This window comes from Azospirillum canadense, assembly GCF_025961225.1.
Taxonomy (GTDB): domain Bacteria; phylum Pseudomonadota; class Alphaproteobacteria; order Azospirillales; family Azospirillaceae; genus Azospirillum; species Azospirillum canadense.
In genome coordinates this window covers 629,465-652,164 of record NZ_JAOQNG010000003.1, presented here as the reverse complement: position 1 = coordinate 652,164, position 22,700 = coordinate 629,465, and the positions used below count along the sequence as shown (strand labels likewise).

The window sequence follows — 22,700 nt, the reverse complement described above, 5'->3', positions numbered from 1 at the left end:
TGTTTCACGGACGCTCAACCATAATTGCTTAGGTGAATTGTCCTAAGAGCCGCTTCCGCGCAACGGCCAACCGCACGGTGTCTAAAACACCCGCCCGGTGATGCGGAAGTGGATGCCGTGGTCCTGAAGGGAGCCGCCGTTCACATCCGGTACGTCGCGTAAGGGGTGGGCGTAGGTGAACTGCAGACTGATGTCGGCGGACACGTCCCAGCGCAGGCCCAGCCCGACGCTGGCGATGGCGCGCGGGGCCGGAGTCGGTTCACCGTGGTTCCAGCCGCGGCCGTAGTCCACAAAGGGGACGAGCGACACGCGGCCGTCCTCGGCGTCGCGCGACAGCACGGGCAACGGGGCCTGGAACAGCGGAACGCGCCCTTCCAGCGACAGGATCAGCCCCTGGTCGCGGATCAGCGTGTTTTCGCGGTAGCCGCGCACCGTATCGAAGCCGCCGATGGCGATGCGCTCCGCCGGCAGCAGCGTGTCGTTCGCCAGTTGCGCGTCGGCGCGCAGCACGATCTGGTCGCCCCGCTCGTCGAGGCGCCGCGCCCATTGGAACTGCCCGAGCCAAGCGAGGAATTGCCCATCCGGCACGCCCGGTTCACTGTGGACCGTCGCCCCCAACGCGTTGATGCCGAGGCTGAAGACGGAGCGCAACGCGATCACTTCCTCCGGGCGGCGGCGCAGCCAGTTCTGCGATAGGCGCAGCACCGTCAAGATCGCCCGCCCGTCCTCCACGCCTTCGGAAAAGGTGAAGGGCCGCCCCAGCAGGAAGGTTTCCGTGCGACTCCGCGACAGGGTCAGGCCAACGTCCACGCGGTCCCGCGGGGTCAACAGCACAGGGTGGGAAATCCCGGCCTCGTAGGTGCGCACGCGACTCTGGATGTCCAGCTCGCTCAACGGCGCTTCGACGATGCGGGCGCGGGACTCCTCGGCGCGAACCCGCAGCGTCGTGCCCGCGGCGCTCACCGGCGCCTCGAACGCCGCCCAGTAATCGTGGGACCCCTGCGTCCGCTCCAGGTTCAGCTCCAGCGCGTCGCCCCAGCCGGTCAGGTTGCGGAGGATGCCGTAAGCGTTGCCGCGCAGTTCCCCTGTGGTCGGGGAGGCCGCGTTGTCCAGGTTGAGCCATAGAGCGTACGGCGGTGCCCGCGTCACCGCGACGCCGAGCCGGCTTTCCCCCAGCCGCTCGCCCGGCTCCAGCTCTGCGTTGAGACGCTCGATCAGCGGGTCCTGGAGCAGCAGGAGGACGCGCTCCCGCAGCGCGTTCACGTCCAAAGGCGTGTCGATGCCGCGCGTCAGTCGCCGTTCGACGTAGCGCGGGTCGAGTCCGCCGGTCCCCGTCACATCAATCCCGGCGAGAGCGCCCTCCACGATCCGGAAGGTGACGATGCCGTCGGTGACGTCCTGGTCCGGCAGCACGGCGCCAGAGGTGACGAAGCCCCGATCGACGTAGATCTCCGTCAACCGGTAGCGAAGCTCCTGCAACTCATCGGCGCTAACCTCGCGCCCGACGAAGGGGGCGGCGACCGCCTCCAACGCGGCGGCGGGAATGGCGGTGTTGCCCTCGAAACGGTAGCCCTTCACAAAAACCCGCGGGCCCTGCGCCAACGGTGCTCGTTCGGGCGGGACCAGGACGGGCGGCGGCAGCAGGTCCGGTTCCGCCGGCTGGAACCCTGGCAGGTCGGGGCGTTCACGCTCTCCGCGCTCCGGCAGCGGCGGCACGATCTGGGACGGCCCGACGCGAGGCGGGACGGTCTGAGCCTGGGCCAGCGATGCCGCGGCGATCAGAAGCGCTGAAGTGGAGACGATCGTGACGGCGATGAGCCCGCTTTTGCGGGTCGGCACGGTGAGCGGCACCGCCGGCACGGGCTCACCGCGGTGGCTGGCCATAGTCGGCGATCTGCTCCGGCCGCAGCAGGGTGATATAACCGTGTTCGACCGCGATCAATTCCTCGTCCTGCCAGACGCGGAGCTGCTTGTTGATGCTTTCCCGGCTGGTGGCGATCAGGTTGCCGAGATCCTTCTGCGACAGCTTCAAGTCGATCCGCAGTCCGCCCCCGGTCCGCCGGCCGTAGCTGGCGCCGAGGCGCACCAGCAGGCGGGCCATCCGCTGCGGCAGGTCGAGCAAGGCCAGATCCTCCACCAGCAGGCTGGTTTGGCGCAGGCGGTCGCACATGACCTCCAGCATCTTGATGGCGACCTGCGGGCTCTTTTCCAGGAACGGCACGAAGTCGCGCCGTTCGATGACCAGCAGCACGCAATCCCCGATGGCCACGGCATCGGCGGTGCGCGGGTGCCCATCGAGCAGCGCGATTTCGCCGAAGATCTCGCCGGTCTCCACGACCTTGAAGACGATCTCCTTGCCGCTTTCGGCCACCGTGCCGATACGGACGTTACCGAGCAACACCGCCATCATGCCGCTGCCCGGATCACCCTTCTGGAAGATGGTCTGGCCGTTCCTGTACCGGCGCTCTCCGGCGAAGGCGAGGATCGTGTCGACATCCTTCCCGCTGATGCAGCGGAACAGGTCATGGCGCAAAAGAAGCTGGCGTTTGTAGACCGGGTCGAAGCGACGCACGAATCCCTCCTATTCTGCTCCAGGGAGATCCGAACCACCGGTTGCGGCCCTCCCATTAACCTACCCTGGGCGCCCGCTTGCCAACGGAGCATCCGGGTTATTCGAATACGGAGCATCCGGGTTATTCGAATTTTGAAGTGTCTCGCACCGGCGAGCCTCTGGCGGGGCCAGCCGTCTTACGGTCGCTGGTCGCCATCATTCCTCGCGGAAGGCGCGGGCGAAGCTGTCGGTCAGCGGAGACAGGAAATAGTCGGCGGCGGTGCGCCGGCCGGTCACGATCATGACCTCCGCCGGCATGCCGGGCTGCAGGCTCAACCCGCCGGCCCGTTCCAGTTCGCCGCGATCCACGACGACATGGGCGCTGTAGGTGGTGGCACCGGTGCGCTGATCCGTCGTGGCGTCGCCGGACACATAGGTCACGCGGCCCGACAGGACCGGGGTGGTGCGCTGCTTGAAGGCCGTGAGCCGGATCCGCGCCGACAATCCGGTGTGGACGGAGTCGATGTCGGTGGCCCGCAGCTTGGCCTCGATCAGCAGGCTGTCCTCGTCCGGCACAATGTCGAGGATCGGCTTCCCGGCGCCGATGACACCACCGGCCGTGTGGACCTGCAGGTTCATCACCGTACCCGCGACCGGCGCCCGCACCACCGTCCGGTTCAGCACATCTTCGGCGGCGTGCCGCCGCTCGTCCAACTCGCGCAGCTTTCCCTGCACCTCGCGCAGCTCCTTCGCCAACTCCTCTACGCGCTTGTTGCCCAGATCGAGGATTTGCAGGGCGGTCTCGCCGCGCCGCTGTTCCGACCGGGCGATGGAAGCGAGATATTCGCCACGCCGGCCGCCGAGATTGGCGGCCTCACGCTCCAGCGAGAGCAGCCGCGACTTGCGCTCCAGCCCCTTGGCGACGAGGCTGCGGGCGTCCTGCATCTCCTCGGCGATCAGGGCCAGCTGGCTTTCCGTGCTCGCGACCTGGGCGCGCAGCCCGTCGGCCTCCGCGTCCAGCTGGGCGGTGCGCTGCTTCAGGATGTCGACCTGCCCCCGCAGGCTCTCCCACCGGGCGGCGAAAAGGCGGCGTTGGCCATCGAGCAGCTCGGCGATGCGCGGGTCGTCGACGCGGTCGGTGAGCGCCGGGGGAAATGCCACGGCGCCGGCGCCGGTGCGCTCCGCCAGGAGACGGGCTTCGCGGGCGAGCAGTTCGTCCTGTTGGGAGCGCAGCGTGTCCAGCGCACTGCGCGCCTGGGTCTGGTCGAGGACGACCAGCGGCGCGTCCGGTTGCACGCGGCTGCCCTCGGCGACCAGGATGCCGCGGACAATGCCGCCCTCCAGATGCTGAACGGTCTTGCGCCGGCTTTCCACGACCACGCTGCCCGGCGCCACGGCCGCGCTGTCGAGCGGAGCGGTGGTGGACCAGACCCCGGCGACGCCGGTGAAGACCATCAGTGACAGGACGCCGGCGAGGATGATGCGGCCGGGCTCGGGCGCGTGAGCGGACCGATGGGTGGTGACGAGGCTGTTCATGGCAAGGCTCCTTTCGGGCAACGGATGGGTGGGGAGAGGAAGAGTCAGGCGGCGGTCGAGACGGCCGGACGGGTTTGGCCGAGGGCGGCGAGCACCTCATCGCGCGGGCCGAACCGGGCGACGGTGCCGTCCCGCAGGACCAGCACGCGGTCGGCGACGCGCAGCAGGTTCGGCCGGTGGCTGGTGGCGACCACCGTGGCGCCGCGTGCCTTGAGCGCGGCAATGGCCTTTAGCAGCGCCATTTCTCCTGGACCGTCCAGGTGGGCGTCGGCCTCGTCCAGCACGATGAAACGGGGCTCTCCGAAGACGGCACGGGCGAGCGCCAGGCGCTGGCGTTGCCCAGCGGACGGCAGGAAGCCGCCGGCGCCGAGCCGCGTTTCATAACCCTGGGGCAGCCGCAGGATCATGTCGTGGATGCCGGCCAGCCCGGCCGCCTCCACCACCCGGGCAAGGGGCGCATCCTCCAGGCGGGCGATAAAGCTGCGAACGGAGGATTCGATCAGCTGGCTGTCCTGCGGCAGATAACCGACATGGCGCCCGACCTCGCTCCGCTCCCAGCTGGCCACGTCCACGCCGTCGAGGCGCACGGCGCCAGACTGGACCGGCAGGGCGCCGACCAGGGACCGCGCCAGCGTCGTCTTGCCCGCCCCGGACGCGCCGACCACCACCAGCACGGTGCCCGGCTCCAGGGAAAAGGAAACGTTCTTCAGCAGCGCCCCCGCGGCCGGCACCGGGCTGGCAGCGACGCCGTCCACCGACAGATGGCCCTGCGGCGCGGGAAGGCCGCTGACGGCCCGCGGCGCGGTCGGCCGGGCGAGGTGGGCCGCAACCCGCCGCCAAGCCGTGCGCGCGCTCACCAGCGTCCGCCATGCGCCGATCACCTGCTCCACCGGGGCGAGGGCGCGGCCGAGGAGGGTCGAGCTGGCGAACAGCGCGCCACCACTGACCGAATGCTCCACCACCAGATAGGTGCCGGTTGCCATGATCATGACCTGCACCACGAGGCGGACCAAGCGGGTCAGGGAATAGGCGGTGGCGAACTGGGCGGAGGCCCGCTCCCCATGGTCAAGCGCGGTGTTGTTGCCGACCTCCCACCGTTCCAGAACGGCGGGCGCCATGCCCATGCACGCCACCTCCTCCCGCGCGCGGACGGCGGCTTCGGCGAAGACGTGGGCGGCGGCACCCGCCGCCGCCGATGCGGTGACGGCGCGCCGGGTCAGCATCTCCCCCGCCAACGCGATGCCGAACAGCACCGCAGCACCGCCGCCGGCCACAAGCCCGAGCAGCGGATGCAGCAGGAAAAGCGCGGCGAGATAGACGGGAACCCACGGCACGTCGATCAAGGCGGTGACCACGGGACTGCCGATCGTCTGCCGCAACACCGCCAGCTCACGCAGCGGCTGGAGGTCCGCGCCCGCCCGCCCGCCCGGCATGGACAGCGCGCGCTGCACGCAATCCGGCGCGAAGCGGCGTTCCACCCACGTCGCGACCCGCAACAGCAAACGCGCACGCAAGACATCAAGCCAGCTCAGGAAGGCCAGAGCGGCCAGCGCGATCAGGGTCAGGTAGAGCAGGGTCTCCAGGCTGCCGCTTGACAGGACACGGTCGTAGACCTGCATGGAATAGAGTGGCAGGGTCAGCGCCAGCGCGTTGATGGCGGCGCTGAACCCCGCGGCGGCGATCAAGCAGCGGCGGGCGGGGGCGAGGGGCGACATGACGGCGGATCTCCTTGAATTGAGCGTTGGGCCATCTCCATGGCACGCCGCCATTCCGCCACGTGTCCGCGCGAGCCGAAGTGAAGTTCCCCACCGGGCCGGGCGGTTCTGCGCAATTCCTGCAAAGAGGCGCCAAAAAAGCCGCCGAAACATGAAAGAAAGAAAATAACAAATTTCCGTGGCGCCCGGTGAACGACTGAACAGATGCGGGGCGTCCGGTGCGTTCTAATGCAGCTCATCGGGCAATTCCCAATCTACGCAAAGAAGATTACGATGATTGTTGTTCCGAGCGCGACCGAAGGCGCCGATGTTCTTCAAGGAACATCTGTTGACGACACGTTCAAGAAACTTGGCGCACGTGGAACCGCCGGTTCGGCGACAGCGGAGATGATGTGCTGGCCGGCGGGGCCGGTGCGGACTGGTTCGTGTTCGAGCCAAGCCGCGGCGTGGACACCTTCACCGACGCCACGCCGGGTGAGGACACCATCATTGTGTCGGCCGATATGAACGGCACCGGCGAGCCGGTGCTCAGCCAGAACGCCGACGGCACGGTGGTGGACTTCGGCGGCGTCAACGCGGTGCTGCTGCAGGGCGTGGCGCTGGCCGAACTGCCGGCCGACGCCGTCGTCACCGCCCCCGACAGCGATGAGGCATCCTTCTACACCACCGCGGTGAATGCCTTTCTGGGCTGATTGCTGCGGTTTCTTTCAGGTTTCATGGTGGGAAACTCGGGCCTCGCGCGCTCCGCGTGGGGCCTCTTCTTTTCCGCAGCCGCAAAGGGCTGGGGCCACCCGCCTCTGCGCCGTGTCGACGGCTCGGGTCCGGGATTATGCTGACCACCCTTCAAAGCGCGGAGGGCCTTGGCATGCCGCGGACGCTCCTGCTTACCTCCTTGGTCGCCCTGCTGCCGCAGACGGCGGCCCTGGCGCAGATCGCCACCGACGGAACGACGGGGCCGCGGGTGAACCTGTCGGGCGGTCGGATTGAGGTCGGCGCCGGGCTCGGCACCCAGGCCGGCGGCAACCTGTTTCACAGCTTCGAGACCTTCAACGTCAACCGCGGCCAGACGGTGACCTTCACCGGGCCGGACAGCGTCCGCAACGTGGTCGGGCGCGTCACCGGCGGCAGTGCCTCGACCATCGACGGCACGCTGCGCTCCACCGTGGGGCAAGCGGACGTTTACCTCATCAACCCGGCCGGCGTGACCTTTGGCCCCAGCGCCGTCGTGGACGTGCCGGCGAGCCTGCACGTCGGCACGGCGCACGAGGTGCGCTTCGCCGACGGGGCGCGCTTCTCCGCCCTGGACCGGAGCGGCAGCACCTTCACCACCGCGCCGCCGGAGGCCTTCGGCTTCCTCGACCGGCCTGCGGGCGCGCTGCGGGTGGACCAAAGCCGGCTGTCCGTGAAGCCGGGCCACCTGCTGTCGCTGATCGGTGGCGACGTGGAGGTGCGCGGTGGGACCGCGGGCCGCATCGAGGCCCCGGGCGGAACGGTGACGGTGAGTTCGGTGACCGGCGCCGGGCGAGTGCGCCTCGCGGACGGAGCCACGGAGGCGGCGAAGCAAGGAGCGGTGCGGCTGCACGACCGCGCCCGCCTCGACACCAGCGGCGTCGGTGGGGGCAGCGTCCGCATCCGCGGCGGCACGCTGGTCGTCGAGAACTCCACTGTCACTACCAACAACACCGGTGGCCGCGACGCGACGGGCGGCATGGACCTTGAAGGCCGCTCGCTGACGATCGCCGACAGCACGCTGCGGAGCGAAGCGACAGGTTCCGGCACGGGCGCGCCGATCCGGCTGCGCGCGGGGAGCCTGTCCGTGCGCGATGGCGCCCGCGTCACCAGCGCGGCGCGCGCGCAAGGCGGCTCCGGCGGGATCGCGATCACGACCGGGAACCTGTCCATCGAGGGGATCGGCGCGACCTTCTCGACGGTCATCGAAAGCGTCGCGCAAGAGGGCGCCACCGGGCCGGCCGCTCCGATCGCGGTGTCGGCCGACCGGCTGAGCATCGGCAACGGCGGCGCCATTGTCAGTCGCACGACCGGCGCGGGGAACGCCGCGGACATCGCCGTTTCGTCCGGCAGCGTCGTCATGGCGGGCGAGGTGGCGCGCGGCGCGCGTTCCCGGATCGTGAGCGAAGGCTTGCCGATGGCGAGCGGCAACACCGGATCGGTCACCGTGGCGGCCACTGGTGCGATGGAGTTGAGCGGCACCGCGCAGATCGGGACCCGGATTGAGGGCTCCGGCAACGCCGGCGCCGTCACGGTCACGGCCGGCAGCATCGGCATCGTGGGGGCCGCCGGCGACGTGTTCACCGGCATCGTGAGCCAAGCCGCCGAAACCGCAACCGGGACCGGCGGCCCGGTCACGGTCGGCGCCCGCAGCATAGCGTTGTCCGGCCCTTACGCCGAGATCGGCAGCGACACGCTCGGCAGCGCCCACGCCGGCAGCGTCGCCGTCAACGCCGACCGCCTGTCGATCACGGGCGTGAACGGCGCCTTCGACGGATTCACCAGCGTCTTCGTCGGCATCCAGGCAAACACCCACGGCTCGGGCAACGCCGGCACCGTCCGCGTTTCGACGACCGGCGAGCTCGTGATCAGCCACAGCGGTGAGATCGCCAGCAACACCTTCAGCGTCGGGAATGCCGGCGATGTCACCGTGCGGGCCGGCAGTCTGTTGGTCACCGAGGGCGAGGGCAGCGACACGCGCACCGGCATCGGCAGCACCGCGGAGGAGCACTCCGGCGGCCGTGCGGGGACGGTCCGGGTCACCACGCCCGGCGCCTTGACCATCAATCCCGGTGGCGTCATCACGAGCGACACCTTCGCCAAAGGGGACGCCGGCGCGGTGACGGTGGAGGCCGGCTCCCTGTCCATCACCGGCAACAACGGCGCGGACTTCACCGGCATCTCAAGCGATGCCAACCGGACCTCCGAAGGCAATGCCGGCGCGGTCCAGGTCACCACGATCGGGAACCTCACCATCAGCCAGGGAGGCGTTATCAGCAGCGACACTTATGCCAAAGGCAACGCGATCGGAGTGACGGTTCAAGCGGGCTCTCTGTCCATCACCGGCAATGATGGTGAGAGCTTCACAGGCATTGGAAGTGACGCCAATCCGAGGTCGGAGGGCAATGCTGGTAGGGTTGGCATTGTTGTGGCCGGTCCGTTGTCGATCAGCCACGACGGCGAAATCAGCAGCAGCACCTACGCTCAAGGCAACGCCGGCGACGTCACCGTTTGGGCCGGCAGCCTGTCGATCGCCGGGTTCGAAGGCAACGGCACGCGCAGCGGCATCGGCAGCACCGCTGAGAGGTTTTCCGGCGGCCACGCCGGCACGGTCCGGGTCGCCACGCCGGGCGCCCTGACCATCACTCCCGGCGGCATTATCACGAGCGATACCTTCGCCAAGGGAGATGCCGGCGGGGTGATGGTGCAGGCCGGCTCTTTGTCCATCACCGGCAACAACGGCGAGGATTTCACTGGCATCACGAGTCGTGCCAACGAGTTCTCCGAGGGCAACGCCGGAACGGTCGCCGTTACGACTGTCGGTGACGTCGCCATTAGCCAAGGTGGCGTTATCAGCAGCAGCACCTTCGCCAAAGGGGATGCTGGCGCGGTGGCGGTGGAGGCCGGCTCCCTGTCCATCACCGGCAACAACGGCGACAGCTTGACCGGGATCGCGAGCAACGCCTATCGGAGGTCCGAGGGTCACGCCGGGACGGTCCAGGTCACCACAGCCGGCCCCCTCGCCATCAGCCAAGGCGGTATCATCAGCAACGACACCTACGCCAAGGGCAACGCCGGCGGGGTGACGGTGCGCGCCGGCGCTCTGTCCATCGCCGGCAACGACGGCGAGAGCTTCACCGGAATCGGCAGCGACGCCAACCTCCTTTCTGGAGGCAACGCCGGTACGGTCGACCTTCTCGTGGCCGGCCCCTTGACGATCAGCCACGACGGTGAAATCAGCAGCAGCACCTACGCTCAAGGCAACGCCGGCGACGTCACCGTTTGGGCCGGCAGCCTGTCGATCGCCGGGTTCGAAGGCAACGGCACGCGCAGCGGCATCGGCAGCACCGCTGAGAGGTTTTCCGGCGGCCACGCCGGCACGGTCCGGGTCGCCACGCCGGGCGCCCTGACCATCACTCCCGGCGGCATTATCACGAGCGATACCTTCGCCAAGGGAGATGCCGGCGGGGTGACGGTGCAGGCCGGCTCTTTGTCCATCACCGGCAACGGCGGTGAGGACTTCACCGGCATCACGAGCAGCGCCAACCGGACGTCCGAAGGCAACGCCGGCACGGTCCGGGTGACCACCGCCGGCCCCCTCGCCATCAGCCGGGGTGGCGTCGTCAACAGCGACACCTATGCCAAGGGGAATGCCGGCAATGTCGTCGTGCAGGCCGGGTCGCTGCTGATCGATGGCGCCAACGCACCAGCCCTCACGGGCATAGCGAGCAACGCCAACACGGGGTCGCGCGGCAACGCTGGAACGGTGACCGTTGCCACCGCGGGAACGTTGGCGCTGGTCGACGCCGGCGAGATCAGCAGCAACACGTTTGCCCACGGGAATGCCGGCGCCGTGAGCGTGCATGCGGGCTCTTTGTTGATCGACGGCGTGGACGGCCCTCCACGCTTCACCGGCATTGGAAGCAGCGCCGAAGCTGGCTCTAACGGTAATGGCGGGACCGTCGATGTCACGGCCGATGGTCCGCTCGCACTCACCCATGGCGGCCAGATTCGCAGCCTGACGTTCGAGCAGGGAAATGCCGGGGCCGTGACTGTGCGAGCCGGCGAATTGCAAATCGACCGTGACGGTGCGCAAACCTTGACGGGCGTGTTGAGCAGCGCCCAACCAGACTCGACTGGCGATGGCGGTTCCATCTCCATCAATGCTGAGAGCGTACTGCTCCGCCGTGACGGCTTGATCAGCGCGGAAAGTGCCGGCTCGGGGCTTGGGGGCCCGATCACGCTTACGGTTACCGACACGCTGTCCCTTGATCAGGCCGCTATCCAGACACAGACGATGACGTCAAATGGCGGGGACATTGCCATCGGAGTGGGCCGGCTCCTCGATATGCGCAACAGCGCAGTCACCACCTCGGTGGCCGGCGGAACGGGCAGTGGCGGCAACATCGTCATCGACCCGCCTTTCGCGGTGCTGCAGAACAGCCGCATCCAGGCGAACGCGCAAAAGGGCAGTGGCGGCAACATCACCGTTCGGGCCGACCAGCTGCTGACCACCCCCGACACTCTGATCGAGGCGTCCTCGGCCGAAAGTGTGTCCGGCACAATCTCCACGCCGGCTCCCGACAACACCATCGCCAGCAGCCTGGTCAAACTGCCCGAAAGTTTCCTGAACACCCGGGACCTCCTGCGCGACAGCTGCGCCGGCCGTGGCGGACGCGCGAGCAGCAGCCTGATTGTCGGCAACGGGGGCGGATTGCCGCTCGACCCCGCTGGCCCCCTGCCCTCTCCCTATGGTGGTTTCCGCAACGGTGAACTGGGCGTCCCGCACCGGGCGACGGGCTCGACGTCGGAGCTGCCGCTGCGCTTCCACGTGGCCGGAACGTCCGGTTGCGGGTGACCCGAAATGAAACCGCGCCTCCTGCCCCGCCCGGTGCCGCTCCTACGACGGCGACACCGGGCGGAGCCCGGATGGCTCAGACCGCCGAGATCAGGTGATCGTTCCCGTCCATCCACGCGAGCAAGGAGCCATAGCTCGCCGCAACGTCATGGGCGGCCACGCCTGTCGAGACCAGGCCGACGACGTAGCCGACGCCGTTCTGCTCGTACCAGAGCGGCCCGCCGGAGTTGCCGGGGTGAACCTCCATGCCGCTGATGTCGATGAAGGCGTCGAACGGGTTGTCCTGCACCCAGCCGGTGTCGTTCATCATGGTGTTGCCATAGAGGTCGGGAAACCCGGTCAGGTTGACATCGCCGGACACGAAGGTGGGATCGATCCCCATCCACCCCGTCTGGTTGCCGAGCGGCACGCCAAGATCGAGTAGGGCCGCGTCGAGTTCGACCCCCTCCAGCCCGCTGCCGCCATTGCCGGACACGATCAGACCGTCGCCGTTCGGATCGAAACCGTTGTTGTAATGCCAGGAGACTGCGTCCACGGACCCGAAGGGTGCCTCGAAGTGGGACGGGTCGAAGGCCGGGGTGACGGTGACCTGGACGGGGCTCTCGCCCGTGGTCGAGTCATAAACGACGTGCGACGCGGTCAGGACGTCGTTGGGGCCGACCATCACGCCGGACCCGGTGTGCACCTCGCCGTTGGCATAGGTCGAGGTGATGAAGACGATGCTCTGCCAGGGATATTGGGCTTGGTCGGACACTTCGACTTGGGACATCGGGGTAGCTCCTGCCTTGTGTAGGATGGAAAGGAAATCCGGGCGCAAACCGTGGATGTGTTCATTTCACCCCAATGCGGGCGCGAAATCTGTTGGCCGCTCAACCAAAATCAGACTAATATTGAAAGATTATTTCGCATTCGGCGAGGCGCTTTACTTGGAAAGATTCGCGGCCCGCCAATAAAAAGAGCCCCGCGCGGAGAGCGCGGGGCTCAAGGTTCCCACCACAAATCCTGAGAAAGACCGCCGTGTGAGATGGCCCCCGGATCTGATATCGAAGGCGTTTGATGGCTTCCATCAAACGCCTTCGATTTAAACCCGGCAGCACATGGCAACGCCATGTGCGAGAGGGTCATACGGTCGGCCGATCATGAACCATTCATGCGCCGGCCGTATGAGACAGGTGACGAAACGAGAGTCCTGCTCCTATAAGTAGTTTGGTACAGGAGCAGTACGTGAAACAGACCCGGCAGAAGCACAGCGCGGCGTTCAAGACGAAGGTGGCGTTGGCCGCGACGTTGTTGCAGCGAGCCGGTGATTGCGGGTAGCGGGACGGCATCGTAGGAGTGTTGCCGCCGCTCTCGCCACCTTCTTCTCCAAGCAATGCCGTTCAAAGTCAATGCTGCTCGCCGCCACCACATCCCCAAGCAGCGCTATCGGGTTCGCAACTGGAAGGAGTATGATGCGGCGCTGCAGGCGCGTGGCAGTCTGACCGTCTGGTTCAGCGACGAGGCCGTGGAGCGCTGGCGCGCCGAAACGCGAGCCACGCCGGGCGGGCAACGGACCTCCTCCGACCTGGCGATCCTCACGGCGTTGCTGCTGCGCGCGGTGGACCGCTTGGCCCTGCGGCAAACGGAGGGTCTGGTCGCCTCCCTCGTCCGGTTGCTCGGGCTCGATCTGGCGGTGCCGGATCATTCCACGCTCAGCCGCCGGGCCAAGGCCGTCACCGTCCCGACCCCGCCGGCAACAGCCAAGGAGCCGGTCCGTCTGTTGGTCGACAGTACCGGTGTAAAGCTGTGCGGTCCCGGTGATTGGTTAGCCGAGAAGCACGGCACGCGCCGGCGCCGCGCGTGGCGGAAGCTGCTCATCGGCCTGGACGCCGCCACCGGGCGCATCGTCGCCGCGACACTGACCGACCATGACGTGGATGACGCCTCGCAAGTCGGCCCGCTGCTCGATCAGATGACCGAGCCTTTCGACACGGTCATCGCGGACGGCGCCGACGACCAGAGCGGCGTCTACACAGCCGTGGGCGAACGGCAGCCCGGGGCCGCCGTGGTCGGGCCGCCCCGCGCGACGGCGGTGCCGAACGACACGGCGCAGAGCGCACCGACGCCGCGCGATCGGCATCTGCTGGCCATCGGCGAGGGTGGGCGCAGGGCGTGGCAGGCAGCATCCGGCGACAACGTACCGTACGCGCGCTCGTGGAGGTCGTCTTCAGCCGCGACAAACACGTCATCGCGGATGGTCTCCGCTTCCACACCGACGACCTGCAGCAGACCGAGATTGGGGTCGCCGTCCTGGTCCTAAACCGCATGCTCGAACTCGGAGATCGCGTCCCACCGCGTGGTGTCTGAGGCGTGAGGCTGGCCCGCCGGAGCGCTCCCCCATAGCTGGCGCAGGCGGGCCGGCCGTTCGGGAGCGGCGGTCACCGTGTTCTTCGGCTAAGTTGAGGTTGCTTAACGACCATCAACCAAGACGGAGACCACGATGACCGAGGACAGGATCGCTCTTCAGGAGCTGATTGGGAAGAGCGCCGATGCCGACTTTCTGCGCGAGATGGTCGGCTTCGCCGCCCAGCGCCTGATGGAGCTGGAGGTGGAGAGCCTGTGCGGCGCCGGGTATGGCGAACGCAGCGAGGACCGCCAGACCAAGCGCAACGGCTACCGGGAGCGGACCTGGGAGACGCGCGCCGGGGCCATCGACCTGCGCATCCCCAAGCTGCGGCGCGGCTCCTACTTCCCGGCCTTCCTGGAGCCGCGCCGCACCGCGGAGAAGGCGCTAATCGCGGTGATTCAGGAGGCCTACGTGCAGGGCATCTCGACGCGCAACGTCGATGATCTGGTCAAGGCGATGGGCATGACCGGCATCTCCAAGAGCCAGGTCAGCCGCCTGTGCCAGGACATCGACGAGCGCGTGCAGGCGTTCCTGAACCGGCCGCTGGAAGGCGACTGGCCCTTTGTGTGGCTGGATGCGACCTACGTGAAAGTGCGCCAGGACGGCCGCATCGTCTCGCTCGCCGCCATACTGGCCATCGGCGTCAACAGCGATGGCCGGCGCGAGGTGCTGGGGCTCGGCCTCGGGCTGTCGGAAGCCGAGACCTTCTGGACCGATTTCCTGCGCACCCTCACCCGCCGGGGCCTACGCGGCGTAAAGCTGGTGATCGCCGATGCGCATCTCGGGCTGAAGGCCGCCGCTTCCAAGGTGCTGGGCGCCACACTTCAACGCTGTCGTGTTCATTGCATGAGGAATCTCCTCGCCTGCGTCGGCAAGGCGCACCAGACGATGGTCGCGGCCACCATTCGCACCGCCTTTGCCCAGGAGACCGCTGAGGCGGCGCATGAGCAGTGGCGCCGGGTGGCCGACAGCCTGCGGCCGCGCTTTTCCAAGCTGGCGGCGCTGATGGACGAGGCGGAGTTCGACGTGCTGGCCTACATGAAGTACCCCAAGGACCTGCGCACCAAATTGCACAGCACGAATCCTCTGGAGCGGCTGAATGGCGAGATCAAGCGGCGCACCAACGTCGTCGGCATCTTCCCTGGCGAAGGGGCGGTTGTGCGCCTCGTCGGCGCCTTGCTGCTGGAGCAGCATGATGAATGGGCGGTGGCCCGGCGCTACATGACCATGGAAAGCCTGGCCGAGCTGTGCCACCCTCACACCCCTGATCCGCTGTCCATCGCAGCGGAGTAGACCGGCGGCCTCAACCCGCCGAAGAGCACAGAGGCCCCCTCAGACACCACGCCTCGGGGCACGATCAACTCGCCCGGACTCCGTCCGCATCGCGTAATCTACAGCGCCGGCCACGCCGTCAGAAGCGCCATAGCCTCGATGCAACAGCGTCCCGTCGATCCCTTGGGGGAGGGGGCGATGATGCGCTGCAAGCACCTGATCGGTCTCAACCTCCGTTCCCGGCGGCCTGTCTGCCCAGAAGGTCGAGATTGCGGTTGGCTGCACGATTGTGCACCAAAGTCGAAGCTACTTGTTCCCGATCCGGGCAATGACCCCGAGGGTCGAGAAGCAGGCGCAGACGCCAATTCCGACAACCGAGAAGACCGCCGGGCTAAGTCTCTGGTCGACGTTCTGCAAAAGGATCGTGGCCAAAGGCGAGTTCGTCAGGAGCAACGCCACGACAAGCGGATCGGTTCTCTCAATTCCGAGCTGAAGCGTATAAAGGGGCACAATGATGCCCAGACATGCGATCAAGGCGATCGGCAATAGCGCGCTCGCGTTCAGAAGAGGCTGGATGGCGTTCGGCGAACAGGCGCAGAGAGCGAAAAGCGCGAGCGCATAGAAGCGGACCGTCATGACTTCGCTGGTAGACCAGCCCTTTCCGGCCACGCGCCGCGAGAAGAGCGTATTGCAGACGACCGAGATCCCGGCGAGCAGGGACATCAGTGTGCCCACCAGAAATCCGGCATTCGAGATCGCGCCGACTCCGCTTTTGCCGTGGGATGTGATGATTCCAAGGAAAACCATCCCGGCCACGATTCCGAAAGCGGACACCAGTTCCAGCCCGGACGGCTTTTTGTGATTCCCGAACCAGGGCTCCAGCGCAAGAGTCACCACCGGGCCGATCAAGTGGATGAAGGAGATCGCCATCGCGGGCTCGAAATACCGGAGCGCGAAAAAAAGCCCGGCCCAGCTTCCGGCCGTCGAGAGGTTCAGCAGCAGGATGTCTTGCCAGTCCCGCCTGCCCTTGTTGAAAATGGCTTTCAGGCCGGTGGAGTTCACCATCAAAAAGAAGCCGATCACCATGCCGAAGCAGAGCACCAGCGTGGCGACAGGATCGTAGTCCTGTAGTAGATGGCCAAGCCCCACATCCGTGCTAACGGAGAGCAAGAGGAAGATCAGGACAAAAGTGGGACCCACCCACTTGCTTGTCTTGCCGATCCTGGAAGTGAGCAATGCTCTTATGAAACCTCCGGAGTGTTGGCGTTTTCCGGGTAGTGCCATTGTCCCGTCCGTGGGAATACCGTTTTCTGAAGCCATGATGATTTCCAATACTGAGTGGCGATGAAGTTGACCGAAAATATCGCGAGTTATTGAACCAGAAACCCGGTTTTTTCCCTCTCGCGGAGGTGCAAATAGTCCGCGCGGAGAATTTCGGGATCCGGATGCCCCAGGAACACATCACCAGGAGAGGAGTTGAGATCCCCCGTCTTCCGGATGGGGCCATTCGGTTTCACGCGCAACTGCGCGGCGATGTAGGAGGGAAGTCTCTTGAGTTCCTCGGCAATCGGGATCTCCGCCACAACGCCCTCCTGGCTGGAGATCAGGGCGACGCAGACAATAGGACAGCGGACCTGGTACGGCACACGGGCTTTTTTGAAGAAGGCTTCGTGGTTCGCATAGGCCAGGGCCGTGAGCTGGAACTGCGTGTGCCCCACAGCTTGCAGGTGCGCCTGGGGATGCATTCCTCCGGAAACGCGCGCACCCACTTCGATCAGCACCGGCCCTTGCGAGGTCAGCATGACTTCGGTATGCGCCGGCCCGTGCCAGATCTCGAGCGCCTGCAGGACTTGGGCGACGTATCCCCGCAGGCTTTCCTGTACGACACCGTCGAAGGGCAGAAGCTGTTCCGTGTCGTAAATCATTTTCCTGCCTCCGTCGATCGCAATCTTCCAGCTTTTCCAAAGATCAGTGAAGTACACCTCGCCGGCGCAGCTGACAGAATTGATGATGTATTCGTCGCCTTTCAGAAATTCCTGGACTAGGACATCATGGTTAGGTTTTCCCATGATATTGGTCATTCCCGCGATGGCGTGGTACGCGCGTATCACGTCGGCCGTGGAATGGCAGATCGATACCCCGTCGGAGCCGGCGCTGTTGATCGGCTTCACCACGACTGGCCAGTCGCCATGCTCCTCGGTCCAGCCGACGAGCGAGGCCAAGTCGCCGACACGGGCCTGCTTGACCGCGCGGATCCCCTTTTCCCGAAGTGTTTCCGCCATGAGATATTTGTTTCTTCGAGCCTCCGAACGGTCGAGACCATTCGTAACCCTGCCGATCCGCACGCTGAGCTGATCGGCGAGTTCGACCCCGCATTCGATCCCCGCAATGACCAGTTCCGGCGCGAGGGCGGCAAGTTCCCGGATCGTGGCGCCAAGGTCCCCGCGATGGATCACATTGGCCATGAAATCGTCGGGCTGAAAGCTCGTGCGGAAGACCGGCAAAATTTCAGGAGTGCTCTGGACGTGAATGCAGTCATAGCCGAGCGCTTGGAACTCCCGCGGCAAGAACCGGGCGGCGGAGTAGGCATCGACAATAGCGCAACGTGGACGCATGCTATGGCTCCTTCAGTATGAAGAACTTGATACAAACGGCGCCTGAAGGCTTCGTCCGTATCACCCTTTCGATCACCGCCGAAGGCATTGATCTGTCGGGTTCGACGGTCGGCGGGCACTGGAAATGTTCATCCGCCGGCCGTATGGCTTGCTTGGAACTGAGCGTTTCGCCTGTCAACTCCAGGCAATGGCCTGCCTGAGTTCGGGATCGGTAAATCCGAAGAAGAATCCCATGGTGATCCGATCCTTCCCGTAGGTCGGCAGGATTTCGTGATAATTCATCGGGTTGATGAGATAGACATCACCCTCGCGAGGGCGGAAGGTGATGCTTGGGTATCCGTCGACGACCTGGGGTTCGTAGCCGAGCCCGGCCGGGATCTTGTAGCGCTCGTCGGCGGGCTCCCATTGCTTCTGGTAGTGCTTGAGCTCGCCTCCCGAAGTGCATTCCTGGATGCAGACCACGCAGCTCAGCTGGTGCGTCAGGCCGGCCACGGTCAGCCCGCTGTTCGCGCCATCCCGCTTGATGTTGTCGTTGTGAAGCGGATTGGCGACCCGGTTGCCGTGGATCCGGATGGTGCAGGGAGCGTAGGGACCGTGCTGGATGTCGAATGCGGGCTCGATCTTCTCAAGCCCGAAATGGTGGCCGATCTTGGAGCGGACCTCGCGGTCCAGCTCGAAATCCTCGCCAAAGATCCGATAAATCTCGCCAGCCTGCTCGAAATAGCGGGAGAGGTCGGCGAGATGCTTGGCCAAGTACGGGCCGAAAGTCGTCAGGCTTCCGTTCACATAGCCGGTGACCTGGGCCAGGCTCTTTTTTGCGCCGATGCGCTCGTGAAGGCTCTTGAGCCGATTGGGCGAAAAGAAACCCTCCAGCTTCAGGATGGCGGTCCGGGACTCGATGAGGTCCTGCAGCGCCTTTCGGTTTGCTTCCGGGTTTTCGGCAGACAAGGACAGACAGCTCCAAGCGGGGCTAAACATGGATTTTTCCTCACGTTTTCAGGGGAATTTCGATCAGAAGGCTCTGGGCAAGCTGCTTCCAGCTTGCGCGCGGCGCGAGCGTCTCCAGGATCTCGGAAGAGATGAAGCTTGCGCCCTTGTGCCCGGCTGACCAGAGCGTTACGTAATGCGGATACCGATGGGAACGAAAGCTCCAGTGGATCACATAGAGATGTTCGTCATTGAACAGGAACGCATTGGCCGAGCTGCCCGGCGGCTCGAGCGAGCCGAGCGATGCCAGCACGGTTTCAGGATCGAGCCGGGAACCCTCGGTGCAGCGGAGCAGGAGCTCCAGGTACTCGCGTGAATCGAAGCGGGATTGATCCCGGCCCAGGGCGAACGCTGTCGTGGGCAGGTAACCGTTGTGCATCAGGTGCCAGTGCCGATCCTGGTGAACCTCCTCGACGGGATGGGTGAACTCCAGGCCCTTTGTGGCCAGTCGGGTTGCGTGCCGGCTGTGTACAAGCAGGAGTTCGGGTTTCCCGACCGCCGGCATCCGCGACAGGTCCGTGTCGAAGATCGGGTGCGTGCTGCGGTGGATGGACCAGCCTGCGCGTCCGCGATCATACGCCGCCATGCCCCAGCCATCCGGGTGGACCCGAATCGGGCCGTCATGCTTCGCACCCCCTCCACCGGCCATCAAGGCTGCGGCATGGAACACCGCGGAGGCCGTGAAATCGCCCTGGGCCAGCAGCAGCCTACACATGGGAGGAGAGCCTTTCCCGCGCGCAGCTCAGGAGCCGTGCCTGAACTTCCGCGTGCGAGGCGCCGGGAACACGCACTCTTGCGATCAGCCCGGCATGTCTCTGGAGGTCGGATTTGAGGCGCTCGGACCACTGAATGCCCGGGTCGGCCGACGGGACTTGCTGGATATGCACCCAAGGATCGTTGGGAAGCTGACGCGCGCGCGCCAGTTCCGCCTCGCTCACTAGGCCGATCTGGCCGATGTGCCGCACGCCGGGACAAGCTGGGTTCTCCGGCTTGAGCTGTGGGAGTCTCGTCAGGAGGCAGAAGGCCTCATCCGCCCAGTCACGCCCCGAAGCCATGCTGACGAGTTCGACGATGCCTCCTCCTGAGAGGCGAAATCCCATCTCGATGAACGAGATCCGATGCGCTGCAATCTTGAAATCAATGTGGAAGGGTCCCAGGGGATAGCCCACGGCGCTCACGCAATCCTCGACGAACGTCCGCACGTCGGGGCGCACGCCGAGTTCCGGAGCGGTGATGTGTGCGGTCTCACGGAATCCAAGAAGATCAGGCGATCCGCCGACGGCAGCGGTCGAGATCAGTTTTCGGCACACGGTAATGATACTGACGCTTCCGTCTTCCCGGACCAGCCCCTGAACTGAACACTCGTCTCCTTCCAAATATTCTTCGACGAGCACATCGGAGAAATCCGCTCCATCATAGTTACGGGCTGCCCGGATCAGCGCCAAGGCCTGCGCGTAGGCCTCCGGCGTCTTGGCCAAGTATACCCCCAGCCCGCCACCGCCGTTGCTCGGTTTGACCACGACCGGGAAGCCGAGCCCAGTTCCGTCCCCGGCCGAGTGGAACTTCGGCTGATGGACGGGGACAGCCGCCCGCTCCAGCAGCCATCTCTGGCCTGCCTTGTCGGGAGGAGTAAATGGGGGGCCCAGCCTGTACCGGGCCTGAAGAGCCGCCGCCGAAGCGACATATCTTTCGAAACCGGCTGCCACTCCCGCTATTCTTCCGGGCAGCCGGGAGATCACCCCGAAGACGGCTGCCGGATCGGAAGGCTCCTCTACGGCGAGTTCGAGGTCGAAATTTTCCCGCTTCAGCTCATACCGGAGTTCCAGATATTCCGAAATCTCGATCAGTACGGTGGTGTGGCCGCGGTTGCGCGCTGACCGCAGGTAGGGATCCAGGCCGTCGCGCGTGGCTCCGATTTGCACGAAATAGCTTCGCATTGCTTATCTCCCCGAGATCCACTCGGCGACCGGCGCCCCGCCGGGGGACTGCACAGTCCGGACGAGCTTCTTGTGGGGATCGCGCTCCAAGATCGTCTTGAACAGCGAAGAGCCATCCCGGCTGTCGAACCGGTAGCAGTCGCGCATCTCCTTCAGGCTCAAGCCCGTTTTTCGGGTGAGGACATCCGCGATCCACAAATCCGTCGTGTCAGCCGTCGGAGCGGTCCCGGCCAAAAGCTCTCTGACTTCGCCAAGGAATGGGACCAGGACCACTGCCTGCTCGAAGATGTATCTTTCCAGGTTCTTTCCGGCGCACACGAAGGGAGAGTACACCATGGCGATCATCTGGCTCTCGGTGAGCCCGAATGATTCATAGGCGAACTCGGAGATCTTCCGCCGCATCGATTGGATCGCTTGCGGCGAGGCGTATCGCCGTTTCATCTCGTCAATCAGGATCTCCGGGAAGTCCTTCGACTGCATGAGCTCGAGGGCGAATTCAGCGTATTCGCGCACCCCTTCCTCATAGGTGCGGGCGTACAGATACTGAGTCTTCAAGCCCCGAAGATGGGCCATCAGCGCGGGGTTGGCACAATCGGACTCGGAAAAGCTGAATGCCAGTTCATCGAACTGAAATCCCAGGAACTCGGTCAAAAGCGGCCAGTGGTCGCGGGCGCTGTAGCCGGTGAAGCGATAAATGGAAAAGAACTCGGGACCACGTTCCCTGTCGTTGAAGTAGATCCGGCGATCCGCCAATTGCGGGGAATCTCGGCCATGAATTTCGGAGAAATAGTGCTCCGAGATCCCGTCCAAGGTCTTGAGAAAACCGGCAAATCCCGGCGTGCGTTTGCTCTTGGGACCGGTGTGATCGACACCAAGGCGCTGGGCCAGACGGTTGACCCAGAGCGCGTACGAACGCTGCTCGAAAATCGAATCCCCGGTGATGATGAGATCCACTCCGCCCTGGTACCAGGAAGCCAGTCCGAAGGAATTCATCATGCTCAGGTTGCAGGCATTGCAGAATGTGGGGCGGGCGTCCGCCTGGGTACGATGCCCGCTGAGAAGTATGTCACGACGGTTGCGCTCGACGACCGCGGCCGGCAGCTTCCTGTTTACCTGGAACGGATGAACCTCATTGCCATCGACGAGCAGGGGTTCGACATACTGATCGCCATAGATCCCGAGGCGGAGGTAGACCGTGTGAATATTGTTCATTACAGCCGAAGGCATTCCGCCATGGCGATTGGTCGAGATGCGCAGTTTGAACGTGTCGCCTCGCTGCTCCAGCAGAAGCAGTTGGACCAGGCGAACGAAAGCCAACATGTACGAGCTGTCTTTGCCCCCGCCATATGCGACGAGAAGCGTGTTCGTGGAGAGATTCTCAGGGGATGGAAGCCGGGCGAGGATGGCGTTCAGGCAGGCCTCCACGCCGGCGATGTCTTTGGGGCCGAGATAGCTCCGTAGGGCCTGAAGCGCCGAGTGCTCACAATCATTCGGCGCGTCGCCACCGGTTCGGCTCGTGGTCGTTCTCTCGCCGATAGAGAGCCGCTCGGCGGAGATCACGTCGTCACCGGCACCCCCGTGGATGATGTCGCCGCCCGCACTGCCGGAGACATAGTCGTTGCCGCCCTTCGCGTCGATCTCGCCCGGTCCGGCCGTGCCGTTGATGGTGTCCGGACCGTCCGTCGCCACCGGCTCCTGACTGACCGAAGTGAATGGAGAGACCGGGTCAGTCGAGGTGGCTGGAGTCACCGGCGACGGATCGACAAGCGGAGCCGAAGAACCAAGTGCATCGTTGATCATGTGCAAGAACCCCTCTGTGATTTCAGCAGCGGTGTTGTCATAAGATGAGACTATTACACGCGTTATTGGCCTTGGAGTCTGTGATTACAGCCATATAACGCGAAACATCATCGCCATAATCATTCGAATTGGCGGCTTTTTTTGTGAAGGGCGTCACTCGTCCGGGCGGGAGCACCGGCGCCGTTACCCATCTATCGGGGACATTCGGCCGGCGGGCAGCGTGTATGGTGCAACCGTGTCGGTGCTGTCAGCGTGGTGCGCGGATGGTGGGTTTCCGACGGCTTGCGGGTCGGCGTAGAAGCCATGTCCCCGTT

Annotated in this window: 14 protein-coding genes and 1 pseudogene; 4 read left to right on the top strand and 11 right to left on the bottom strand. The window is 65.4% G+C overall.

All coding sequences use genetic code 11. The features are described from left to right. Positions 1-81: 81 nt before the first annotated feature. From M2351_RS21250 to M2351_RS21235, 4 genes are all read right to left on the bottom strand, one after another. Positions 82-1,884 (bottom strand): ShlB/FhaC/HecB family hemolysin secretion/activation protein, encoded by a 1,803-nt coding sequence (locus M2351_RS21250; RefSeq protein ID WP_264658041.1) that lies wholly within the window; start codon positions 1,882-1,884, stop codon positions 82-84. Then, positions 1,865-2,572 (bottom strand): Crp/Fnr family transcriptional regulator, encoded by a 708-nt coding sequence (locus M2351_RS21245; RefSeq protein WP_264658040.1) that lies wholly within the window; start codon positions 2,570-2,572, stop codon positions 1,865-1,867. The genes M2351_RS21250 and M2351_RS21245 overlap by 20 nt, the downstream gene beginning before the upstream one ends. 195 nt (positions 2,573-2,767) lie before the next feature. Beyond that, positions 2,768-4,087 (bottom strand): HlyD family type I secretion periplasmic adaptor subunit, encoded by a 1,320-nt coding sequence (locus M2351_RS21240; protein ID WP_264658039.1) that lies wholly within the window; start codon positions 4,085-4,087, stop codon positions 2,768-2,770. Between the two features lie 44 nt (positions 4,088-4,131). Further along, a complete protein-coding gene (locus tag M2351_RS21235; RefSeq protein ID WP_264658038.1) occupies positions 4,132-5,802 on the bottom strand; it encodes a type I secretion system permease/ATPase in 1,671 nt (556 codons plus the stop codon). A gap of 392 nt (positions 5,803-6,194) precedes the next feature. On the opposite strand from M2351_RS21235, the gene M2351_RS21230 reads away from it, so the two are divergent. Next, a complete protein-coding gene (locus tag M2351_RS21230) occupies positions 6,195-6,494 on the top strand; it encodes a hypothetical protein (protein WP_264658037.1) in 300 nt (99 codons plus the stop codon). A 269-nt stretch (positions 6,495-6,763) separates the two neighbouring features. Further along, positions 6,764-11,389 (top strand): beta strand repeat-containing protein, encoded by a 4,626-nt coding sequence (locus M2351_RS21225; RefSeq protein WP_264658036.1) that lies wholly within the window; start codon positions 6,764-6,766, stop codon positions 11,387-11,389. 76 nt (positions 11,390-11,465) lie between these two features. Here the strand turns inward: M2351_RS21225 and M2351_RS21220 are convergent, their stop codons facing one another. Then, positions 11,466-12,158, bottom strand: a complete 693-nt coding sequence (locus M2351_RS21220) for a trypsin-like serine peptidase (RefSeq protein ID WP_264658035.1) — start codon at positions 12,156-12,158, stop codon at positions 11,466-11,468. Positions 12,159-12,761: 603 nt separating this feature from the next. Between M2351_RS21220 and M2351_RS21215 the strand changes: the two are divergent. Together M2351_RS21215 and M2351_RS21210 are read left to right on the top strand one after the other, a co-directional pair. Continuing rightward, positions 12,762-13,735, top strand: a pseudogene (locus M2351_RS21215) (IS5 family transposase). A gap of 133 nt (positions 13,736-13,868) precedes the next feature. Further along, complete coding sequence (locus M2351_RS21210; protein WP_264654291.1) at positions 13,869-15,068, top strand: IS256 family transposase; 1,200 nt, start codon at positions 13,869-13,871, stop codon at positions 15,066-15,068. Between the two features lie 285 nt (positions 15,069-15,353). Here M2351_RS21210 and M2351_RS21205 read toward each other — a convergent pair whose 3' ends face one another. The 6 genes from M2351_RS21205 to M2351_RS21180 form a co-directional block, all read right to left on the bottom strand. After that, a complete protein-coding gene (locus M2351_RS21205) occupies positions 15,354-16,367 on the bottom strand; it encodes a DMT family transporter (RefSeq protein ID WP_264658033.1) in 1,014 nt (337 codons plus the stop codon). A gap of 50 nt (positions 16,368-16,417) precedes the next feature. Beyond that, positions 16,418-17,662, bottom strand: coding sequence for an ATP-grasp domain-containing protein (locus M2351_RS21200; RefSeq protein WP_264658032.1), 1,245 nt, complete (start codon positions 17,660-17,662; stop codon positions 16,418-16,420). A 174-nt stretch (positions 17,663-17,836) separates the two neighbouring features. Then, on the bottom strand, positions 17,837-18,610 hold the full coding sequence (locus M2351_RS21195; protein WP_264658031.1) for a 2OG-Fe(II)-dependent halogenase WelO5 family protein: 774 nt from the start codon (positions 18,608-18,610) through the stop codon (positions 17,837-17,839). A 40-nt stretch (positions 18,611-18,650) separates the two neighbouring features. Then, on the bottom strand, positions 18,651-19,364 hold the full coding sequence (locus M2351_RS21190; RefSeq protein ID WP_264658030.1) for a class II glutamine amidotransferase: 714 nt from the start codon (positions 19,362-19,364) through the stop codon (positions 18,651-18,653). After that, positions 19,357-20,586: an ATP-grasp domain-containing protein gene (locus M2351_RS21185; RefSeq protein ID WP_264658029.1), complete on the bottom strand. Its 1,230-nt coding sequence runs from the start codon at positions 20,584-20,586 to the stop codon at positions 19,357-19,359. Before M2351_RS21185 ends, M2351_RS21190 begins: the two co-directional genes overlap by 8 nt. 3 nt (positions 20,587-20,589) lie before the next feature. Beyond that, positions 20,590-22,386 (bottom strand): calcium-binding protein, encoded by a 1,797-nt coding sequence (locus M2351_RS21180; protein ID WP_264658028.1) that lies wholly within the window; start codon positions 22,384-22,386, stop codon positions 20,590-20,592. Between the last annotated feature and the right edge of the window lie 314 nt (positions 22,387-22,700).

Coding starts and splice junctions, on each gene's coding strand:
- M2351_RS21250 (WP_264658041.1), bottom strand. CDS start 1,884: ATGGCCAGCCACCGCGGTGAGCCCGTGCCGGCGGTGCCGCTCACCGTG.
- M2351_RS21240 (WP_264658039.1), bottom strand. CDS start 4,087: ATGAACAGCCTCGTCACCACCCATCGGTCCGCTCACGCGCCCGAGCCC.
- M2351_RS21235 (WP_264658038.1), bottom strand. CDS start 5,802: ATGTCGCCCCTCGCCCCCGCCCGCCGCTGCTTGATCGCCGCCGCGGGG.
- M2351_RS21220 (WP_264658035.1), bottom strand. CDS start 12,158: ATGTCCCAAGTCGAAGTGTCCGACCAAGCCCAATATCCCTGGCAGAGC.
- M2351_RS21210 (WP_264654291.1), top strand. CDS start 13,869: ATGACCGAGGACAGGATCGCTCTTCAGGAGCTGATTGGGAAGAGCGCC.
- M2351_RS21205 (WP_264658033.1), bottom strand. CDS start 16,367: ATGGCTTCAGAAAACGGTATTCCCACGGACGGGACAATGGCACTACCC.
- M2351_RS21200 (WP_264658032.1), bottom strand. CDS start 17,662: ATGCGTCCACGTTGCGCTATTGTCGATGCCTACTCCGCCGCCCGGTTC.
- M2351_RS21190 (WP_264658030.1), bottom strand. CDS start 19,364: ATGTGTAGGCTGCTGCTGGCCCAGGGCGATTTCACGGCCTCCGCGGTG.
- M2351_RS21185 (WP_264658029.1), bottom strand. CDS start 20,586: ATGCGAAGCTATTTCGTGCAAATCGGAGCCACGCGCGACGGCCTGGAT.
- M2351_RS21180 (WP_264658028.1), bottom strand. CDS start 22,386: ATGATCAACGATGCACTTGGTTCTTCGGCTCCGCTTGTCGATCCGTCG.